The organism is Streptomyces sp. NPDC041940, from assembly GCF_055589465.1.
This window is the reverse complement of sequence record NZ_JBVJBP010000026.1, coordinates 1-18,241: the sequence shown is the minus strand read 5'-3', so window position 1 is coordinate 18,241 and position 18,241 is coordinate 1. Positions and strand designations below refer to the sequence as shown.

General features: G+C 72.6%; 16 protein-coding genes and 1 rRNA gene. 4 read left to right on the top strand and 13 right to left on the bottom strand.

The genetic code is table 11. From position 1 onward, the window contains the following. Window positions 1-212: 212 nt before the first annotated feature. Window positions 213-2,015, top strand: coding sequence for a glycoside hydrolase family 15 protein (locus ACZ6I3_RS33320; RefSeq protein ID WP_469419912.1), 1,803 nt, complete (start codon window positions 213-215; stop codon window positions 2,013-2,015). Window positions 2,016-2,069: 54 nt separating this feature from the next. On the opposite strand, the gene ACZ6I3_RS33315 is transcribed toward ACZ6I3_RS33320, so the two are convergent. Further along, a complete protein-coding gene (locus ACZ6I3_RS33315) occupies window positions 2,070-3,026 on the bottom strand; it encodes an LLM class F420-dependent oxidoreductase (RefSeq protein ID WP_469419746.1) in 957 nt (318 codons plus the stop codon). A gap of 104 nt (window positions 3,027-3,130) precedes the next feature. Here ACZ6I3_RS33315 and ACZ6I3_RS33310 point away from each other — a divergent pair, with 104 nt between their 5' ends. Beyond that, entirely contained in the window at window positions 3,131-4,789 is a 1,659-nt protein-coding gene (locus ACZ6I3_RS33310) for a PucR family transcriptional regulator (RefSeq protein ID WP_469419744.1), read from the top strand. Here ACZ6I3_RS33310 and ACZ6I3_RS33305 read toward each other — a convergent pair. The 5 genes from ACZ6I3_RS33305 to ACZ6I3_RS33285 all read right to left on the bottom strand — a co-directional run bounded on the left by ACZ6I3_RS33305 (window position 4,782) and on the right by ACZ6I3_RS33285 (window position 10,046). Continuing rightward, on the bottom strand, window positions 4,782-5,927 hold the full coding sequence (locus ACZ6I3_RS33305) for a glycosyltransferase family 4 protein (RefSeq protein ID WP_469419743.1): 1,146 nt from the start codon (window positions 5,925-5,927) through the stop codon (window positions 4,782-4,784). The two genes, ACZ6I3_RS33310 and ACZ6I3_RS33305, sit on opposite strands and share 8 nt — an antisense overlap. A 261-nt stretch (window positions 5,928-6,188) precedes the next feature. Continuing rightward, entirely contained in the window at window positions 6,189-7,907 is a 1,719-nt protein-coding gene (recN, locus tag ACZ6I3_RS33300; protein WP_469419910.1) for a DNA repair protein RecN, read from the bottom strand. A gap of 84 nt (window positions 7,908-7,991) precedes the next feature. After that, entirely contained in the window at window positions 7,992-8,897 is a 906-nt protein-coding gene (locus tag ACZ6I3_RS33295; protein WP_189731107.1) for an NAD kinase, read from the bottom strand. Beyond that, entirely contained in the window at window positions 8,894-9,709 is an 816-nt protein-coding gene (locus tag ACZ6I3_RS33290; protein ID WP_469419740.1) for a TlyA family RNA methyltransferase, read from the bottom strand. The genes ACZ6I3_RS33295 and ACZ6I3_RS33290 overlap by 4 nt, the downstream gene beginning before the upstream one ends. Before the next feature lie 7 nt (window positions 9,710-9,716). Then, entirely contained in the window at window positions 9,717-10,046 is a 330-nt protein-coding gene (locus ACZ6I3_RS33285) for a hypothetical protein (protein WP_469419739.1), read from the bottom strand. Between the two features lie 42 nt (window positions 10,047-10,088). Between ACZ6I3_RS33285 and ACZ6I3_RS33280 the strand changes: the two genes are divergently transcribed. Then, complete coding sequence (locus ACZ6I3_RS33280; RefSeq protein ID WP_382832547.1) at window positions 10,089-10,436, top strand: sterol-binding protein; 348 nt, start codon at window positions 10,089-10,091, stop codon at window positions 10,434-10,436. Here the strand turns inward: ACZ6I3_RS33280 and ACZ6I3_RS33275 are convergent. The 4 genes from ACZ6I3_RS33275 to ACZ6I3_RS33260 all read right to left on the bottom strand — a co-directional run bounded on the left by ACZ6I3_RS33275 (window position 10,420) and on the right by ACZ6I3_RS33260 (window position 14,491). After that, window positions 10,420-11,271 carry an ABC transporter ATP-binding protein gene (locus ACZ6I3_RS33275; protein WP_469419738.1) on the bottom strand — a complete coding sequence of 284 codons (852 nt, stop codon included), beginning with the start codon at window positions 11,269-11,271 and terminating at the stop codon, window positions 10,420-10,422. The genes ACZ6I3_RS33280 and ACZ6I3_RS33275 overlap by 17 nt on opposite strands. Next, the gene (locus ACZ6I3_RS33270) at window positions 11,268-12,308 is read right to left on the bottom strand and encodes a FecCD family ABC transporter permease (RefSeq protein ID WP_469419737.1); all 1,041 of its coding nucleotides are present in this window, start codon (window positions 12,306-12,308) and stop codon (window positions 11,268-11,270) included. Before ACZ6I3_RS33270 ends, ACZ6I3_RS33275 begins: the two co-directional genes overlap by 4 nt. After that, entirely contained in the window at window positions 12,305-13,348 is a 1,044-nt protein-coding gene (locus ACZ6I3_RS33265) for a FecCD family ABC transporter permease (protein WP_469419735.1), read from the bottom strand. The genes ACZ6I3_RS33270 and ACZ6I3_RS33265 overlap by 4 nt, the downstream gene beginning before the upstream one ends. A gap of 114 nt (window positions 13,349-13,462) precedes the next feature. Beyond that, a complete protein-coding gene (locus ACZ6I3_RS33260; RefSeq protein WP_469419733.1) occupies window positions 13,463-14,491 on the bottom strand; it encodes an HAD hydrolase-like protein in 1,029 nt (342 codons plus the stop codon). A 72-nt stretch (window positions 14,492-14,563) separates the two neighbouring features. Here ACZ6I3_RS33260 and ACZ6I3_RS33255 point away from each other — a divergent pair, with 72 nt between their 5' ends. Continuing rightward, entirely contained in the window at window positions 14,564-15,856 is a 1,293-nt protein-coding gene (locus ACZ6I3_RS33255) for a DUF1015 family protein (RefSeq protein WP_469419732.1), read from the top strand. Between the two features lie 53 nt (window positions 15,857-15,909). On the opposite strand, the gene ACZ6I3_RS33250 is transcribed toward ACZ6I3_RS33255, so the two are convergent. From ACZ6I3_RS33250 to rrf, 3 genes are all read right to left on the bottom strand, one after another. Then, window positions 15,910-16,656: a tetratricopeptide repeat protein gene (locus ACZ6I3_RS33250; RefSeq protein ID WP_469419909.1), complete on the bottom strand. Its 747-nt coding sequence runs from the start codon at window positions 16,654-16,656 to the stop codon at window positions 15,910-15,912. Continuing rightward, window positions 16,551-17,690: a hypothetical protein gene (locus ACZ6I3_RS33245; RefSeq protein ID WP_469419921.1), complete on the bottom strand. Its 1,140-nt coding sequence runs from the start codon at window positions 17,688-17,690 to the stop codon at window positions 16,551-16,553. The genes ACZ6I3_RS33250 and ACZ6I3_RS33245 overlap by 106 nt, the downstream gene beginning before the upstream one ends. 255 nt (window positions 17,691-17,945) lie before the next feature. Then, window positions 17,946-18,062 (bottom strand): 5S ribosomal RNA (gene rrf, locus ACZ6I3_RS33240). Window positions 18,063-18,241: the final 179 nt, after the last annotated feature.

Here is an 18,241-nt window from a genome sequence, read left to right as displayed (position 1 = left end):
CCGGCCCAACGGCACCACCCCTCGCCCGTGAGCGCCGGAACAACGTGAGTTCGTCAGTTCGTTGAGCAACAATGGACGCTTTGCGTCACGGCTGAGTGACCTGTTTTGCTTCATCGCTCAACGACGCATTGCAAGACTTGCTGAAACCCCCCTTGACCGCACTAGCGACAGCCCCCTCGTGGGGTGACGTGGCCGTTCGACTGGAGTTGCACGTGGCCGGGCGCATCGAAGACTACGCACTCATCGGAGACATGCAGACCGCTGCCCTGGTCTGCCGGGACGGGACGGTCGACTGGCTGTGCCTGCCCCGCTTCGACTCGCACGCCATCTTCGCCGGCCTGCTGGGCACCGAGGAGCACGGCTTCTGGCGGCTCGGCCCCGCGCACGCCTCCGACCAGCAGCCACCCACCGCCGCCCGGCGCAGCTACCGCGGTGACTCGCTGGTGCTGGAGTCCGAGTGGGACACCCAGCGGGGCACGGTCCGGGTGACCGACTTCATGCCGCCGCGTGACGGCGCCCCGCAGCTGATCCGGATCGTGGAGGGCGTCTCGGGCCGGGTACCGATGCGCTCGGCGCTCCGGATGCGGTTCTCCTACGGCCGGGTGGTGCCGTGGGTGCACAAGCACGACGGGCGCACGGTGGCCGTGGCGGGCCCCGACTCCGTGTGGTTCGACACATCCGCCGAGACCTACGGCAAGTCTCTGACGACGTACGCGGACTTCACGGTCGCCCCCGGTGACCGGATCGCGTTCACGATCTCCTGGCAGCCCTCGCACAAGGAGCCGCCGCCGCTGCCCGAGCCCGAGCAGTCGCTGGAGGCGACGGAGGACTTCTGGCGCGAGTGGGTCGACCACTGTACGTACCACGGTCCCTACCGCGAGGCCGTGATCCGCTCGCTGATCACGCTGAAGGCCCTGACGTACGCCCCGACCGGCGGCATCGTCGCCGCGCCCACCACCTCCCTGCCGGAGGACATCGGCGGCGTCCGCAACTGGGACTACCGCTACACCTGGCTGCGTGACGCGGCGATCACCCTGTCCTCGCTGCTGCGCACCGGCTACCGCGAGGAGGCCCGCGCCTGGCGCGAGTGGCTGCTGCGGGCCGTGGCGGGCGACCCGGAGAACCTGCAGATCATGTACGGCATCGCGGGCGAGCGCGAGCTGGGCGAGGCGGAGCTGGACTGGCTGCCGGGCTACGAGAACTCCGCCCCGGTCCGGGTCGGCAACGGCGCCGCCCACCAGCTCCAGCTGGACGTGTACGGCGAGGTCACCGAGGCCCTGCACCTGGCCCATATGACGGGTCTCGCGCGCAACGACTACGCCTCGCTGCTCCAGCTGAAGCTGATCCGCTACCTGGAGGGCCACTGGCAGGAGCCGGACGAGGGCATCTGGGAGGTGCGCGGCCCGCGCCGCCACTTCGTGCACTCCAAGGTGATGGCCTGGGTCGCGGTCGACCGCACGATCAAGCTGATCGAGTCCGGTGACGCCGACGGCCCGCTGGAGCGGTGGAAGGAACTGCGCGACGACATCCACCGGGACGTGTGCGAGAAGGGGTACGACAAGGAGCGCAACACCTTCACGCAGTCGTACGGCTCGAAGGAGCTGGACGCCTCGCTGCTGCTGATCCCGCAGATGGGCTTCCTGCCGCCGGACGACAAGCGGGTCATCGGCACGATCGAGGCGATCCAGCGTGAGCTGTCCACGTCGGACGGCTTCATCCTGCGCTACCCGACCACCAGCGGCGACGAGAACGTCGACGGTCTGCCCGGCGACGAGGGCGCGTTCCTGGCCTGCTCGTTCTGGATGGCCGACGACCTGGCGATGATCGGCCGCGTGGACGAGGCCCGCAAGCTGTTCGAGAAGCTGCTGTCCCTGCGCAACGACCTCGGTCTGCTGGCCGAGGAGTGGGACCCGCGCCTGCAGCGTCAGGTGGGCAACTTCCCGCAGGCGTTCAGCCACGTGCCGCTGATCGACACGGCGCTGCGCCTGACGGCCTCGGGCGCGTACGGCGGCTGACCGGACCGGACAGCGGATGGGCGCGCCGCCCCGTGTGACGGGCGGCGCGCCGCGTCATACCGGCCTGAGGGCCGTGAGCGTGCGCTCCCCCGCCGGGTCGCCCGCTGTGGCCGGGACCAGGGCTATCTCGTCCAGGCCGGCCTCTGCGTAGGCGTCGATACGGGCGCGGACGGTGCCGGCGTCGCCGACGAGGGCGACCGTGCCCGCGGCCGCCGGCGGCAGGGCCCGCAGCAGGGTGTCCCGGTCGGCGCCCTTGGCGGCCAGTTCGACGACCTCGGCGAGTCCCGCCTCGACGAACATGTCGCTGTAGCCCGGCACGGCGAGATAGCCGACGACGCTGCGCAGGACCTGCGTGAGCGACTCCGGCTCCGGGTCCACGGCGGCGGGCAGCCAGGCGGCCAGCCGGGGCGGTGTACGGCCCGCGCGCTCGGCGGCGGCGAGCATGCGGGCCCGCAGGATGCGGACCTGTTCCGGCGAGACGATGTCGAGCAGCATCCGGTCGGCGTGCGCGACGGCGGTGCCGATCGCGCGCTCGCCGAACGCGGCGACGGTGACCTCGCCCCCGGGCGGCGGCAGCTGGCGCGGGAAGCCGCTGCCGGGCACGATCGGCTCGCCCGGCAGGCTGTCCCACAGCCCGCGCACGGCCGCGGCCGACTCCTCGAGGGCCGCCGCCGGCCGGGTCCGCGGCCGGCCGTGGACGCCCTCGACGACCCGCTTGCTGGACGTGCCGAGGGCCACACCGACGGGCCGGCCGGTGACGGCCGCGGCGGACGCGGCGCCCCGGACGATGGTGAGCGGGTCGCGCACCGACACCGGCACGGGCCCGGCCGTCAGCACGGCCCGCTCGGTGGCCGCGCCGATCGCCGTCGCCAGGACGAACGAGTCCCACGTCGGTCCCTCGCCCGCCCACACCTCCCGGTATCCGAGCCGGTCGGCGAGCATCGCGACCCGCAACGGCTCCTCGACCGGACTGTCGTCCTCCCGCCCTACCGCCACCACGCTGAATTCCATGACCGCGCACGTACCCGGTCGATCACGCCGTAATCCGGAGCGTGATCGGCCCCGTGCCCCGCCGGAGATGTCCGGGAGGCACCCGCGCGGGTAGCGTCCGGCACATGGACAGCGGGACGGACAGCGGTCACGACACGCAGGGCGCCGGGATCACCGTGCAGCGGGCGCTGGAGCTGCCGGGGCTGCGCAGCGGGCTGCCCGAGGTGCTGGCGGGCGCCGACCGGCTCGGACGGTCCGTGCGCTGGGTGCACGCCGGTGAGGTGCCGCACATCGCCTCGCTGCTCAAGGGCGGCGAACTGCTGCTGACCACGGGCTACGGCCTCGGCACCCGCCCGGCCGAACAGCGGGCGTTCGTGCGCACGCTGGCCGAGCGCGGTATCGCGGCCCTGGTGGTGGAGCTCGGTCCGCGCTTCTCACGACTGCCCGCCGCCCTCGTCGACACGGCCCGCTCGGCCGGGCTGCCGCTGGTCCAGCTGCACCGCGAGGTGCCGTTCGTCACGGTCACGGAAGAGGTCCACACCGAGATCGTCAACGGCCACTACGCGCTGCTCCAGCGGGCCGAGGAGGTGCACCGGCGGTGTACCGAGGCCCTGCTGGGCGGTGGCGGGGTGCCCCAAGTGCTGGGCATCCTGGCGGACTTCGGCGGCAATCCCGTCTTCCTGGAGACGGCGGACGGGCAGTTGCTGTACGCCGCCGGGGCCGGTCCCGAGGGCGCGGACCCGCTCCAGGTGTGGGAGGGGCTGCGCGGCCAGCACAAGGACGAGCCGCCGCTGCCGGGCTCGGTCCTGGTGGACGTACCGGGCGGCGGGCCCGGCAGCGGCGGCGTCCGCGGGCGTCTCGTCCTGCTGCCCGTGCGGGCCCCTCTGGCGCCCGTGCACCGGATGGCGGCCGACCGGGCCGCGGGCATCCTGGCCGTGGTGCTGATGCAGGCACGGCAGGAGGAGGAGCTGGCGGCGCGCGGGCGCGGCGATTTCCTCACGGACCTCGCCGAGGGCCGGGTCACGGCGGAGGACGCCCCGGCGCAGGCGCGCGTACTGGGCTTCAGACCCGGCGAGGGCCCGCTGCTGCCGGTGGTGATGCGGCTCCTCGGGGACGCCCTGTCCCCCGGGGGAGGCTGGGCTGTGCTGGCCCGGGCGGTCGCCGAGGAGCTGGCGTCGGTGGGCGTGCCGGTGCTGCTCGGGGTGCGGCCGGTGGAGGGCCGGGTGCCGGTGCTGCTCGGGCTGCGCGCGGAGTCGGAACGGGCGACGGTCGCGGACCGGGTCGCGGCGGCGCTGCGGGCCGGTGTGGAGCGGGCCGGGATGCTGCGGCCGGGCGGGCAGCCGCCGGTGGTGGTCGTGGGGATGGCCGGCGGCTGGACGGCGGCGGCGTCGGGGCTGCGACACGCGGCGGAGACGGCGACCGCGGCCCAGGGCCTGCCGGACCGGCCCTGGTACGACGCCCGCCGGCTGGACATCGACCTGCTGCTGTGGCGGCTGCGCGACCATCCCGACCTGGCCGCCTTCGTCGACCGGGCCCTCGGCCCGCTTCTGGAGCACGACCGGCGCTCCCGGCCGCCGCTGCTGCCCACCCTGGCGACCTACCTCGCCCACGCGGGACGCAAGGCGGAGACCGCCCGGGAGCTCCACCTCAACCGGCAGACCCTGTACAACCGCCTGGCACGCATCGGGGAGTTGCTGGGCACGGACCTCGACGACCCGCAGACGGTACTGGCACTGAGCCTGGCGCTGCGGGCCCGCAGGCACGTCTCCCAGAACGTCAGGTGAGGGGCCGGGGCTGGGTCAACTCGTCGTAGACGCTGAGCACTTGGGCGACGGTCTCGTCCTCGCTCGGCCAGGTGGCGGCCTGCCGGGCGCCCTTCTCCCGCAGCGACTCCCGGCGCTCCGGGTCGCCGAGCAGGCGTACGACGGAGCCGGCGAGCGCCTCCGCGTTGCCGTGCGGGACGACTTCGGCCGCGTCGCCGACGAGTTCGGGAATGCCGCCGACGTCGGTCGCGACGAGCGGCACGCGCGCGTGGAGGGCCTCCTGGGCGAGGACGGAGCGCGCCTCCTCCCACCGGCTCGGGAGCAGCGCGAGGTCGGCGGCGGCGAGCAGGTCGGTGATGTCGTCGCGCCGCCCGATGAGCCGGACGGGCAGCCCCTCGCCCTCGATCCGCTCCTGGAGCTCGCCGCGCAGCGGCCCTTCCCCGGCGATCACGACCAGGGGGACGGGGTCGAGCCGGCGCCACGCGCGCGCGGCGTCCAGCAGCACGTCGTACCCGCGATGCCGCTCCAGGGAGCCGACGGCCATCAGCAACGGCCGCCCGATGGCGCCGAGTTCGGCGCGGACCTTGGGGCGCAGCCCGTCGGGGTCGTCGGGCTCCACGGGCCTGCGGGGGCCGGGCAGCGCGACGGCCGCGAGCCGCGCGTCCCGGGCGCCCGTCCACCGCGCCCGGTCCACGAGCGACGACGTCGTCCCCAGCACGACGCTGGCCGCCTTCACGACCCGCCGCTCCAGCACCCGCAGCAGATGGGCACGCGCCCCGTCGGCGTGCGCCCGGTCGTGCCACGTCACGACCAGCGGAGTACCCACGCGCCGCCCGCTGAGCGCGAGGACCGCGCGGAACGAGGCGTGCAGCCCGTGCGCGTGCACCAGATCGGCGTTGGCGCAGGCCGCCCGCAGGGCCGCCACCGACACCGGGTCGCTGCTGCGCGGCACATGCACGTGATCGGCCCCGACACCGCTGAAGTCATAGGCGCGATCCGCCTCATAGGGGGCGCACACCGTGACCCTCACGCCCCTCGCGACGAGCCCCGCGGCCAGTGAACGCACATGCGCGCTGCTGGCGGCGTTGCCTCCGCCCAGCACCTGCACGGTGCGCAGCGGCGACTGGCCAGGCGGTGAGTGGCTGCTCACGGGGGTCACGTGGGGCCGGGCTCCTGGTTCGGGTCGGGCGGTCACGACGAACGTACAGAACGAACGAGCGCGGGGAACGCACCGCGCGGTTTCCTACGCGTACTCCGCCAAGGATGCCAGCACATATGGGGGTTCCGGGAACGCCGGAACCCCGGCGGCGCGACAGTGGGGCGCGGCATCGGGAGGAATGCGCCGGGCCGGGTCACCCACACGAGTGAAGATGGGGCACGCCTGCCCGACCCTGCGACCGAACGCCAGTGCGCCCTCCCGCTACCTGTCCGCCCGGGCCGTCGCCAGCAGCTCCTCCGCATGTGCCCGGGCCGTCTCGGAGTCCTCCTGGCCGGCGAGCATGCGGGACAGTTCCCGGACCCGGTCCTCCCCCTCCAGCACCTTCACGCCGGAACGGGTGACCGACCCGTCGTTGGTCTTCTCGACCAGCAACTGCCGGTCGGCGAAGGCCGCCACCTGCGGGAGGTGGGTCACGACCACGACCTGCGCGGTCTTCGCCAGACGTGCGAGCCGCCGGCCGATCTCGACCGCCGCCTTGCCGCCGACACCGGCGTCGACCTCGTCGAAGAGATACGTCGGCACGGGATCCGTCCCCGCGAACACGACCTCCACGGCCAGCATCACACGCGACAGCTCACCACCGGACGCCCCCTTGGCGATCGGCCGCGGCGGCGCGCCCGGGTGCGGGGCCAGCAGCAGCTCGACCTCGTCGGCACCCGCGGGCCCGTAAGCGACCGCACGGCCGCCGACCTCGACGCCCTCCGGGTCCTCGGTCTGCCGGATGTCGAACGACACCCGCGCGTGCGGCATGGCGAGCGAGGCCAGCTCGGCGGTCACGGCGGCGGCGAACCGCTCGGCGGCCTCCGCCCGCGCGTCCGTCAAAGCCTGAGCGAGCCCGCCCAGCTCGGACCGCAGCGCGTCCCGCTCGGCGGTCAGCTCCCCGATCCGCTCGTCGTCGCCGTCGAGTTCGGTCAGCCGGGCGGCACTCGTCTCGGCCCAGGCCAGCACGGTGGCGATGTCCTCGCCGTACTTCCGGGTCAGCCCGGTGAGCGCGGCCCGCCGCTCCTCGACGGCCGACAGCCGCAGCGGATCGGCGTCCAGGTCGTCGGCGTACCCGGCCAGGTCCCCCGCCGCGTCACGCAGCAGGATCCCGATCTCCCCGATGCGGTCGGCGAGCGCGGCCAGCGCCGGGTCGTACGACCGTACGGCGTCCAGGGCCCGCTGGCCGCCCGCGACGAGCGTGCCGGCGTCGACGCCCTCGGGGTCCTCCGGATTGCCCGCGAGCGCCGCGTGTGCGGCCGCCGCGGCGGCCGCCAGCGCCTCGGCGTGCCCCAGCCGCTCAGCCTCCTCGGCCAGTTCCACGTCCTCACCGGCCCGGGGCTCGACGGCGGCGACCTCGTCGAGCCCGTAGCGCAGCATGTCGGCCTCCTGGGCCCGTTCCCGCGCACGCGTGGTGATCTCGTCGAGCTCGACGGAGGCGGCCCGCAGCCGCTTGTACGCCTCGCCGTACTTGGCCAGCGGCGCGGCGACGGCGTCGCCCGCGTACCGGTCGAGCGCCTGCCGCTGCCGGGACAGCTTGAGCAGCCCCTGCTGGTCGGTCTGCCCGTGCACGGCCACCAGCTCGTCGGCGAGCTCGGCGAGCACCCCCACGGGCACGCTACGCCCGCCCAGGTGCGCCCGCGAGCGCCCCTCGGCGGAGACGGTACGGCTGATCAGCAGGGCACCGTCGTCGAGCTCGGCCCCGGCCTCCTCGGCGCGTACCGCGGCCGTGGCGTCGTCCGGGACGGTGATCCGACCCTCCACGACCGCCTTCCCGGCCCCGATCCGCACGAGCGCCGGGTCCGCGCGCCCGCCCAGCAGCAACCCCAGGCTGGTGACCACCATGGTCTTGCCCGCACCCGTCTCACCGGTGACAGCGGTGAACCCGGGCGACAGCTCGACCACGGCATCGTCGATCACACCCAGCGACCGTATCCGCATCTCCTCCAACACGGACACGACCTTACGAGGTCCGAGCCAAGGATTGCGACTGGCCCACTCTTGTCACCCACGCGAGTGGAACGTCTAGTGCGGTGCCCCACGCCACCCGGAAACCGGCAGCGCGAACTTCGCCACCAACCGGTCCGTGAAGGACGCGTGATGCAGCCGGGCCAGCCGAACCGGCACAGCGCCCCGCCGGACCTCCACCCTGGCCCCCGCGGGCAACTCCACGGTCCGCCGCCCGTCACACCACAGCACACCCGGCGGAATGTGTGGCAGAACCTCCACAGCCAACACAGAATCCGGCGATGTCACCAGCGGCTTCGCGAACAACGCGTGCGCGCTGATCGGCACCATCAGCAGCGCCTCGACCTCCGGCCACACCACCGGCCCACCGGCCGAGAAGGCGTACGCGGTCGACCCGGTCGGCGTCGCGCACACGATCCCGTCGCAGCCGAACCCCGTGACGGGCCGCCCGTCGATCTCGAGGACGATCTCCAGCATCCGCTCCGCGGACACCTTCTGCACGGCCGCCTCGTTGAGCGCCCAGTCCGTGTGCACGATGTCGCCGTTGCGGTGCACCACGACGTCGACGGTCATCCGCTCCTCGACCTCGTACGCCTTGGTCACCACCCGGTCGACGACCTTGTCGAGGTCGTCCCGCTCGGCCTCCGCGAGGAACCCGACCCGTCCGAGGTTGACGCCGAGCATCGGCACGCCCGACGCCCGCGCGAACTCGGCACCGCGCAGCAACGTGCCGTCGCCGCCCAGCACTATGAGCAGCTCGCACCCGTCGAGGCACTGCGGAGTGGCTTCCTTGACCAGCTCCACCTCGTCCGGCAGCGGCAGGTCACGCGCCTCGGCCGCCAGGACGCGCACGCCGAGGCCTGAGCGCAGCAGCCCCTTCACCACGAGTTCGGCGCTGCGCACGGCGGCGGGCCGCCCCGTGTGGGCGAGCAGGAAAACAGTACGAGCTCGGTTCTCGGTCAACGCGGCCCCTCCGCCACTGCACGGTCGACATCGGCCGGGTCCAGTTCCGGTGCCCCGGCCCGAAGCCACAGAAAGTATTCGACATTCCCCGACGGCCCGGGCAGCGGACTGGCCGTCACGCCCTTCACCCCGAGCCCCAGTCCCCAGGCCTTCTCGGCCACCCCCCGTACCGCTTCGGCCCGCAGCTGGACGCTGCGTACGACTCCCCCGCTGCCGAGGCGCTCCTTGCCCACCTCGAACTGCGGCTTGACCATCATCACCAGATCGGCGTCCGGTTTCACGCACCGCACCAGGGCGGGCAGGACCAGCCCGAGCGGGATGAAGGACAGATCCCCCACGACAAGATCCACAGGCTCCCCATCGATCACTTCAAGCGTCAACTCGCGTACGTTCGTACGGTCCTTGACGGTGACGCGTTCATCGTTTCGGAGGGCCCATGCGAGTTGTCCGTATCCGACGTCCACGGCGACGACGTGGGAGGCGCCCGACCTCAGCAGAACGTCGGTGAATCCGCCGGTGGACGCGCCCGCGTCGAGCGCCCTGCGGCCCTCGACGGCCAGCCCCCGCGGCACGAACGCCGCCAGCGCGCCGGCGAGCTTGTGGCCGCCCCGGGACACGTAGTCGGGATCGCCGTCGTCCTGGGTCACCACGATCGCGGCCGCCGTCTCCACCTGCGTGGCGGACTTGGTCGCGACGGTCTTGCCGACGGAGACGCGCCCAGCGGCGATCAGCTGGCCGGCGTGCTCACGCGAGCGCGCGAGCTTCCGGCGGACCAGCTCCGCGTCGAGACGGCGGCGTGCGACTCCTGCCACGGTGTGTTCAGCTCCTGTGTTCGTACGGCGATCGAGCGGGGTGACCCGAAGGGTCTCGTTGAGGGGTGGTGGTCGGGTGACGGGCGGGAGCCGGAGGTCCCGGGCGGGCGTCGAGCGCGGTGAGCGCGTCGCGCAGCCCTCGGTGTACATCCTCGTACACCTCGATGTGTCCGTCCGTGGCGAGGTGGTCCGCGTCGCCCAGCCGGTCCAGGGACGCGTCCACGTCGGCCACGCCCGTGGGGGTGCGGGGCACCTTCAGGGGCGCGGGGGCGGCGGGGTCGTACTCGGGCTCGGTTTCTTCCCGCACCGGCGTCGCTTCGGGAACTGCGTCGTGCATGCCCCGACGCTACCGCGAACCGCTGCGGTACCGTCGTCGGCGATGGCCACGATCGAGGAGTGCCGCAGCGCACTCGACAAGCTCTCGGACAACATGCAGCGCGCCGAAGGGGACGTCCGCGACGCCGCGTCCCTGGACCGTTCGGTGAGCTGCCACATCACGGACCTGGACGTCACCTTCGTCGGCCGCATGCGCGGCGGGCGGATCCAGGTGCACGAGACCGTGCAGGGACCGCCGCCCGCCAAGGCCGAGATCAGACTCGCCATGGCCGGCGACGACCTGGTGGCCCTGGTCGACGGCGAGCTGAGCTTCGCCAAGGCCTGGGGTTCGGGCCGGGTGAAGCTGCACGCGGGCGTGCGGGATCTGCTCCAGCTCAGGAAGCTTCTGTAGCCACCTTCTCGGCCGCTGCCCCGGCCCGTGCCCGCCGCGCCGCCGGCACCACCAGCGGCGTCCCCGTCTCCGGGTCGTCGATGACCTGGCAGCGCAGCCCGAAGACCTCCTCGACCAGCTCGGCCGTGACGATGTCCCTCGGCGCGCCCTCGGCGATGACGCTCCCCTCCCGCAGGGCGATGAGGTGCGTGGCGTAGCGGGCGGCGTGGTTCAGGTCGTGCAGCACGGCGACGAGCGTGCGCCCCTGCTCCTCGTGCAGCTCCGCGCACAGGTCCAGTACGTCGATCTGGTGCTGGATGTCCAGGTACGTGGTCGGCTCGTCGAGCAGCAGCAGCGGGGTCTGCTGGGCGAGCGCCATGGCGATCCACACCCGCTGGCGCTGACCGCCCGAGAGTTCGTCGACGTAGCGCTCGGCGAGTTCGGCGACGCCCGTCTGCCGCATGGACTCCTGGACGACGCGCTCGTCGTCGGCCGACCACTGGCGCAGGATTCCCTGGTGCGGGTAGCGGCCGCGGCCCACCAAGTCGCCGACGGTGATGCCGTCGGGCGCGATGGACGACTGGGGCAGCAGACCGAGGGTCCGGGCGACCTTCTTCGCGGGCATCGACTGGATGACCTGGCCGTCGAGCAGCACCCGGCCCTCGCTGGGCTTGAGCATCCGCGACAGTGCCCGCAGGAGCGTCGACTTGCCGCACGCGTTGGGGCCGACGATCACGGTGAAGGAGTTGTCGGGTATCTCCACCGACAGCTGCTCGGCGATCACCCGCTGGTCGTAGGCGAGGGTGACGTTCTCGGCGGACAGACGGTTCACAGTGCTCCTTTGGTTCTTGCTCATATCCGGCCCGCCCTGCGCTCGGTGACCAGCAGCCACAGCAGATAGACACCGCCGAGCACGCCGGTGACCACGCCCACGGGCAGCTGCTCGGCGCCGAACGCCCGCTGCGAGAGCCAGTCGGCGGTGACCAGCAGGGCCGCGCCCATGCACAGGGAGGGCAGCAGGTTCGGGCCGGGCGAACGGGTCAGGCGCCGGGCCAGCTGCGGCGCGGTGAGCGCGACGAAGCTGACGGGACCGGCGGCGGCGGTCGCGGACGCGGTGAGCAGCACGGCCGCCACCATCAGCAGCAGACGCACCCGCTCCACCCGGACCCCGAGGGCGTACGACACGTCGTCGCCCATCTCCATCATCCGCAGCCCGCGCGCGTTGCAGAGGGCGAGCGGCACGAGCACGGCGCACAGCCCGAGCAGCGGCCACACCTGGTCCCAGTCACGGCCGTCGAGCGAACCGGTCATCCACACGACCGCGCGGGCCGCGTCCACGATGTCGGACTTGGTGAGCAGATAGCCGTTGACCGCGGTGACGATCGCGGAGACGCCGATGCCGACCAGCACCAGCCGGTAGCCGTGCACACCCCGCTTCCAGGCGAGCACGTAGATCGCGAGCCCGGTCACCAGGCCGCCCACGAGCGCGCCCAGGGCTATCTGGCTCGCGTCCCCGGAGAACAGCACGATCATCGTGAGCGCGCCGGCCGTCGCTCCCTGCCCGAGGCCGAGTACGTCCGGACTGCCCAGCGGATTGCGGGAGATGGACTGGAACAGCGCGCCGCCCAGTCCGAGCGAGGCGCCGACCAGCAGTCCGACCAGGACCCGCGGCAGCCGCAGCTCGTTGACGATGAACTCCTGGCCTTCGTTGCCCTGGCCGAACAGCGTCCGCAGCACATCGGCGGCCGGGATCGGGAAGTCTCCGGTGCCGATGAGCACGACACTCGCCGTGAGCGCCGCGGCCAGCAGGAGGAGCACGACGACGAAGGCCCGCACGTCCAGGCGTATCGAGAGCCCGCCGGGGGACCTCACAGCACGGTTGGTGGTCTTCACAGCTGCGCCGTCCTCCGCCGTCGTACGAGATAGATGAACACCGGTCCGCCGAGGATCGCGGTCACGATGCCCACCTGGAGTTCCGCCGGCCGGGCCACGATCCGGCCGACGACATCGGCGCCGAGCAGCAGCACGGGCGACAGGATCGCCGCGTACGGCAGGATCCAGCGCAGGTCGGGCCCGGTGAAGGAGCGCACCACGTGCGGCACCATCAGCCCGACGAACACGATCGGCCCGCAGGCGGCGGTCGCGGCCCCGCACAGCACGGTCGCGGCCAGCATGGACAGTGCCCGGGTCCGGTTCAGGTTGGCGCCGAGCGCCTTGGCGGTGTCGTCGCCCATGGCCATGGCGTTGAGCGGCCGGGCCAGGGCCAGCGCCAGGACCGTCCCGGCCAGCAGGAACGGCAGGACCTGACTGATGGTCGAGTCGGTCGCCGAGGACAGCGAACCGACCGTCCAGAACCGCATCTTGCCGAGCGCCGCGTCGTCCATGATCATCACGGCCTGGAGGTAGCCGTAGAGCGCGGCGCTGATCGCCGTACCGGCGAGCGCGAGCCGCACCGGCGTCGCGCCCCGGCTGCCGCCGAGGAACCAGACCAGCGCCCCGACCGCGGCCGCGCCGAAGAACGCGAACCAGACGTACCCATTGAGCGAGGTGACCCCGAGAAACGTGATCGCCGTGACGACCGCGGCGGATGCTCCGGCGTTGATGCCGAGCAGTCCGGGATCGGCGAGCGGGTTGCGCGTGAGCGCCTGCAGGACCGCGCCGGCCAGACCGAGGGCGGCCCCGGCGAGCAGCCCCAGCACGGTCCGGGACATCCGCTCGGCGACGACGACATCGCCGTACGTCCCCGAGTCCTCGAACAGACCGTGCCAGACCTGCCCGAGGGACAGCTCTTTCGCTCCGATCGCGATACTCGCCAGCGCGACGAGCACCAGGATCGCGACGGCCAGGACCAGCCCAAAGGCTCGTACCACCCGTCGAGTCGGGGGCGCGGGGGCGGTCTCCGCGCGCTGTTCCGGGGGACTCTCGACCAACACGCAGGTTAGGTTAGCCTACCCTGCTATTCGATCACGATTTCGGATCCAGACCGCGGCCCCTCGGACCCACGCACGGCCGTAGCGTGCCCGCGCAGGGCGGTTCCCAACCGGTGCTCAGAGGCCCAGCTTTGCCAGCGCCTTCCCTCCGTCCAGCTCGCACACACCCTCACCGGCAGCCGTCCACGCCGCCGCACACAGCGCGCGCAGCCCGTCCAGCGCCCCGCCGTCCCCCTCGAGCTCCAGCACCTCCGCGCCGGCCGTCGCCGTCCAGCCTCCGCACCGGAAGCCGCCGTCCAGCGCCTCGATGTCCGGCTGACCGCTGAGCATCCCCCGCAGATCGGCGTCCACAAACGTCGGCCGGTGCTGCGGCGGCGCGGCCAGCAGCTGCGCACCGTCGGTGACCCCGGTCAGGACGAGCAGCGAGTCGACGTCCCCGTTGAACGCGCCCTCGATGTCGGTGTCCAGCCGGTCCCCCACCACGAGCGGCCGCTTCGCCCCGGTCCGCAGGATGGTCTCCCGGTGCATCGGGGGCAGCGGCTTCCCCGCGACCTGCGGCTCGGCGCCCGTGGCGATCCGGACGACCTCCACCGCCGCGCCGTTGCCCGGCGCGATCCCGCGCCCGCTCGGAATCGTCAGGTCGGTGTTGGAGGCGAACCACGGCACACCGCGCGCGACCGCGTAACTGGCCTCCGCGAACCGGCCCCACGGCAGGTCGGGCCCGCCGAACCCCTGCACCACCGCCGCCGGATCGTCGTCCGCCGACTCGACGGGCACGAGCCCGCGCTCGCGCAGCGCCACCCGCAGCCCCTCCCCGCCGATCACCAGCACCCGGGCGCCCCGCGGCACCTGCTCACTGATCAGCCGCGCGACCGCCTGCGCCGAGGTGATGACGTCGTCCGCGCCCGTCGGTATCCCCAGCTCGGTCAGATGCGCGGCCACGGTGTCCGGAGTCCGCAGCGCGTTGTTCGTGACGTACGCGAGCCGCATCCCCCCTGCCCGCGCCTCGGCCAGCGACTCGACGGCGTACGCGATCGCGCTCCCGCCCGCGTACACGACCCCGTCCAGATCGAGCAGCGCCGTGTCGTACGCCTCGCCCAGGGCCTGCCCACTGCCCTCGGGCCTCGTCCTGACGCTCCGGCTCATCCCGCATCGCTCCTCGTTCGACGGCTTTCCCCCGATCATCCCCCATGCCACCGACACCCGTACGATGCCGGGATGAACACAGCAGGTCACTCGGAGGCAACGGAGCACCGAGGCCTGGAACTCACCCCGTTCCGAGGCCTTCGTTACGACCCCGACCGGGTCGGCAGCCTTGCCGCCGTGACATCTCCGCCGTACGACGTCGTGGTGCGCCCCGACGGTCTGCACCACCTCGAGTCCTCCGACCCGCACAACATCGTGCGCCTGATCCTGCCGCAGGCCGCCACGCCCAGCGCCCGCAACGAACAGGCCGCCGAGACCCTGCACCGCTGGCTCTCCGAGGGCGTCCTGGCCACCGACCCGGAACCCGGCCTCTACGTCTACGAGCAGCGGGACGGCGACGGCATGCTGCAACGCGGCATCATCGGCGCCCTGCGCGTGTCGGACCCCGCCGAGCAGGTGGTGCTGCCGCACGAGGACGTCATGCCGCACATCATCGCCGACCGCGCGGCCCTGATGCGGGCCACCTCCGCGAACCTCGAGCCCCTCCTGCTGACCTACCGCGGCGACGGCCCGACAACGGCCACGGCGGACCTGATCGAGCGCACCGCCGACCGGCCGCCCCTGCTCTCCACCACCACGGAGGACGGTTTCAGCCACCGCCTGTGGTCCGTGACCGCGCCCGCCGACCTGGCCGCGATCCAGACCGACCTGGCCCGTCACCAGGCCCTCATCGCCGACGGCCACCACCGCTGGGCGACCTACCGCCGGCTCCGCACGGAACACCCCTCCCCCAGCCCGTGGGACCACGGCCTGGTCCTCCTGGTCGACACGGCCCGCTACCCCCTCCGGGTCCGCGCCATCCACCGTCTCCTCCACGACCTGCCGGTCGACCGGGCCGTGGCGGCCCTGCACGGCCTGTTCCGGGTACGCCGCCTGGTGGCCCCCCTGCCCGAGGCCCTCGAGGTTCTGGCGGACGCGGCCTGCGAGGGCAACGCGTTCCTGCTGGCCGGCGACGGTTCCTTCCATCTCGTCGACCACCCGGACCCGGATCTCCTGGCCCGTACGATCCCCGCCGACCGCCCCGAGGCCTGGCGCACCCTCGACGCGACGGTCCTGCACGCCACGCTCCTCGAACACGTCTGGCACATCCCCGAGGACTCCCCCGCCCACATCGCCTACATCCACGACACGGCCGCCACGGTCGCCAAGGCGGAACGCGACGGCGGTACGGCCGTCCTGATGCACCCGGTCCGCGAGGAGGTCGTCCGCGACCTGGCCCGCCAGGGCGTGACGATGCCGCGCAAGTCGACGTCGTTCGGCCCGAAGCCGGCATCGGGCCTGGTACTGCGCACGCTGGACCTCTGAAACAAAAAGAAGGGGGCGGATCCCCACCGGGATCCGCCCCCTTCCACCGGACGTCAGTCCTTCTCCTCCTCCTCGGAGGAGTCCCCGCCGTCGCTCACGTCGTCGGTGTCGCTCTCGTCATCGGTGACGACGTCGACGAACTCCACACCGTCCAGCTCGGCGAGCCGGTCCGACGCGTCCGTGCTGCCGTCCCGGTCGGCCTCCACGGCCTTCGCGAACCACTCCCGCGCCTCGCTCTCCCGCCCGGCGGCGAGCAGCGCGTCGGCGTACGCGTACCGCAGCCGCGCGGTCCACGGCTGCACGGAGTTGGCGGCCAGCTCGGGGCTCTGCAGCGTCACGATGGCCGCGTCCAGCTGCTCCATGTCACGCCGCGCACCGGCGGCGACGAGCCGCATCTCGACCTGTCCGGCCTTGTCGAGCTTGTGCACCTCGGGGGCGCCGGCCATGTCCAGCGCCTTCTCCGGCCGCCCGAGCCCACGCTCGCAGTCGGCCATGACGGGCCACAGATCGATGTTCCCGGTCATCCGCTTGGCGGCCCGGAACTCGGCCAGCGCCTCGCCGTACTTCTGGTTGGCGTACGCGGCGAACCCGGCGGCCTCACGCACGGCGGCGACACGCGACGCCAGCCGCAGCGCGACTCGCGAGTAGCCGTAGGCGCCCTCGGGGTCCTCGTCGAGGAGCCGAGCGACCATCATCAGGTTCCTGGCGACGTCGTCCGCGAGCGTCTTCGGCAGGCTCTGCAGTTCCTGCCGTACGTCCTTGTCGATCTCTTCGCCGGTGACGTCCTCGGGGATCGGCAGCCGCTTGATCGGCTCCCTGTCCCGCTCCCGCTCCTCACGGAACCGGCCGGCGCCACGCCGGTCGTCGCGCCGGTCGTCGCGCCCACGGAAACCACCACGGTCACGGTCACCGCCCTCGCGCCGGAAACCGCGATCGCGATCGTCCCGCCGCGGCCCACGACCGCCACGGTCGTCGCGCCCGGCACGGTCGTCGCGCCCACGGAAGCCGCCACGCTCGCTGCGATCACCACGGTCGCCGCGGTGGTCGTCGCGCCGGAAATCGCTCCGCTCGCCGCGCGGAGCGTCGTCGCGACGGAAGCCACCACGCCCGCCTCGACCGGCGTCGTCCCGACGGAAACCGCCACGCTCCCCGCGGTCGTCCCCACGGCGCTCGTCACGACGGTCGTCGCGCCTGTCATCACGCCTGTCATCGCGGCGGAAACCACCGCGGTCGTCACGCCGGAACCCGCCGCGGTCACGATCGTCACCACGGGAGCCACGGTCCCGGTCGTCACCACGGAAGTTGCGGTCCCGGTCGTCGCGACGCTCTCCGCGGTCGTCGCGCCGCGGGAACCCAGCACGGTCGCCATCACGACGGTCGTCACGCCTGTCGTCACGTCGGAAACCACCGCGCGGACCACGGTCGTCTCCACGACGGACATCGCCCCGGCGGTCGTCGCGCCGGCCGTAGCCACCGCCACGGTTGTCGTCGCGACCACGGCTGTCGTCGCGCCTGTCGTCCCGACGGTCATCGCGCCTGTCGTCACGCCGGAAGCCACCACGGTCCCGATCGTCGCGGCGCTCTCCACGGTCGTCGCGCCGGAAGGCGGGACGGTCACCGCGGTCGTCGCGCCGGAAGCCACCACGGTCGCGGTCGTCCCTGCGCGGTCCCCGGTCACGGTCGTCGCGCCGGCCGAACCCACCGCCACGGTTGTCGTCACGACCACGGCTGTCGTCGCGACGATCGTCACGCCGGAAGCCACCGCGCTCACCGCGGTCGGCACGATCGCCTCGGTCACCTTCACGACGGCCGAAGCCACCACGGTCGTTGTCACGACGGTTGTTGTCGCGACGGAAGCCCCCACGGTCTCCACGGTCCCCGCGCTGACCGCCGCGGTCGCTCCGGTCCCCCTCCCGTCGCCGCTGGTCGCGCTCCGGTCGGTCGTCGGGAGAGTTGGTGGACATGGTGACTCCTGTCTTCGGTACCGCAAGTCATTCTCGCGCAGCCGGCCACCCGGTGCGCACCGCAAAATAAAAAAGGACCCTTGGCCCCAGCTGAACGCTGGGACCAAGGGTCCTTTCCAAAGATTGTTCGGCGGCGTCCTACTCTCCCACAGGGTCCCCCCTGCAGTACCATCGGCGCTGTAAGGCTTAGCTTCCGGGTTCGAAATGTAACCGGGCGTTTCCCCTACGCTATAACCACCGAAACCCTAATGGTTTCGAGCGAACAAGCACACTCTTTAATTGTTTGTTCTGCTCGAAAGCCGACAACTGTTCGTTGTCTCAGAACTAACACAGTGGACGCGAGCAACTGAGGACAAGCCCTCGGCCTATTAGTACCGGTCAACTCCACACGTTACCGTGCTTCCATATCCGGCCTATCAAC

What these genes read in the sequence shown, in the direction of transcription:
- ACZ6I3_RS33315 (WP_469419746.1), bottom strand. Translation starts at nt 3,026, where the DNA reads ATGGAATTCAGCGTGGTGGCGGTAGGGCGGGAGGACGACAGTCCGGTC.
- ACZ6I3_RS33310 (WP_469419744.1), top strand. Translation starts at nt 3,131, where the DNA reads ATGGACAGCGGGACGGACAGCGGTCACGACACGCAGGGCGCCGGGATC.
- recN (WP_469419910.1), bottom strand. Translation starts at nt 7,907, where the DNA reads ATGCGGATACGGTCGCTGGGTGTGATCGACGATGCCGTGGTCGAGCTG.
- ACZ6I3_RS33285 (WP_469419739.1), bottom strand. Translation starts at nt 10,046, where the DNA reads ATGCACGACGCAGTTCCCGAAGCGACGCCGGTGCGGGAAGAAACCGAG.
- ACZ6I3_RS33280 (WP_382832547.1), top strand. Translation starts at nt 10,089, where the DNA reads ATGGCCACGATCGAGGAGTGCCGCAGCGCACTCGACAAGCTCTCGGAC.
- ACZ6I3_RS33275 (WP_469419738.1), bottom strand. Translation starts at nt 11,271, where the DNA reads ATGAGCAAGAACCAAAGGAGCACTGTGAACCGTCTGTCCGCCGAGAAC.
- ACZ6I3_RS33260 (WP_469419733.1), bottom strand. Translation starts at nt 14,491, where the DNA reads ATGAGCCGGAGCGTCAGGACGAGGCCCGAGGGCAGTGGGCAGGCCCTG.
- ACZ6I3_RS33255 (WP_469419732.1), top strand. Translation starts at nt 14,564, where the DNA reads ATGAACACAGCAGGTCACTCGGAGGCAACGGAGCACCGAGGCCTGGAA.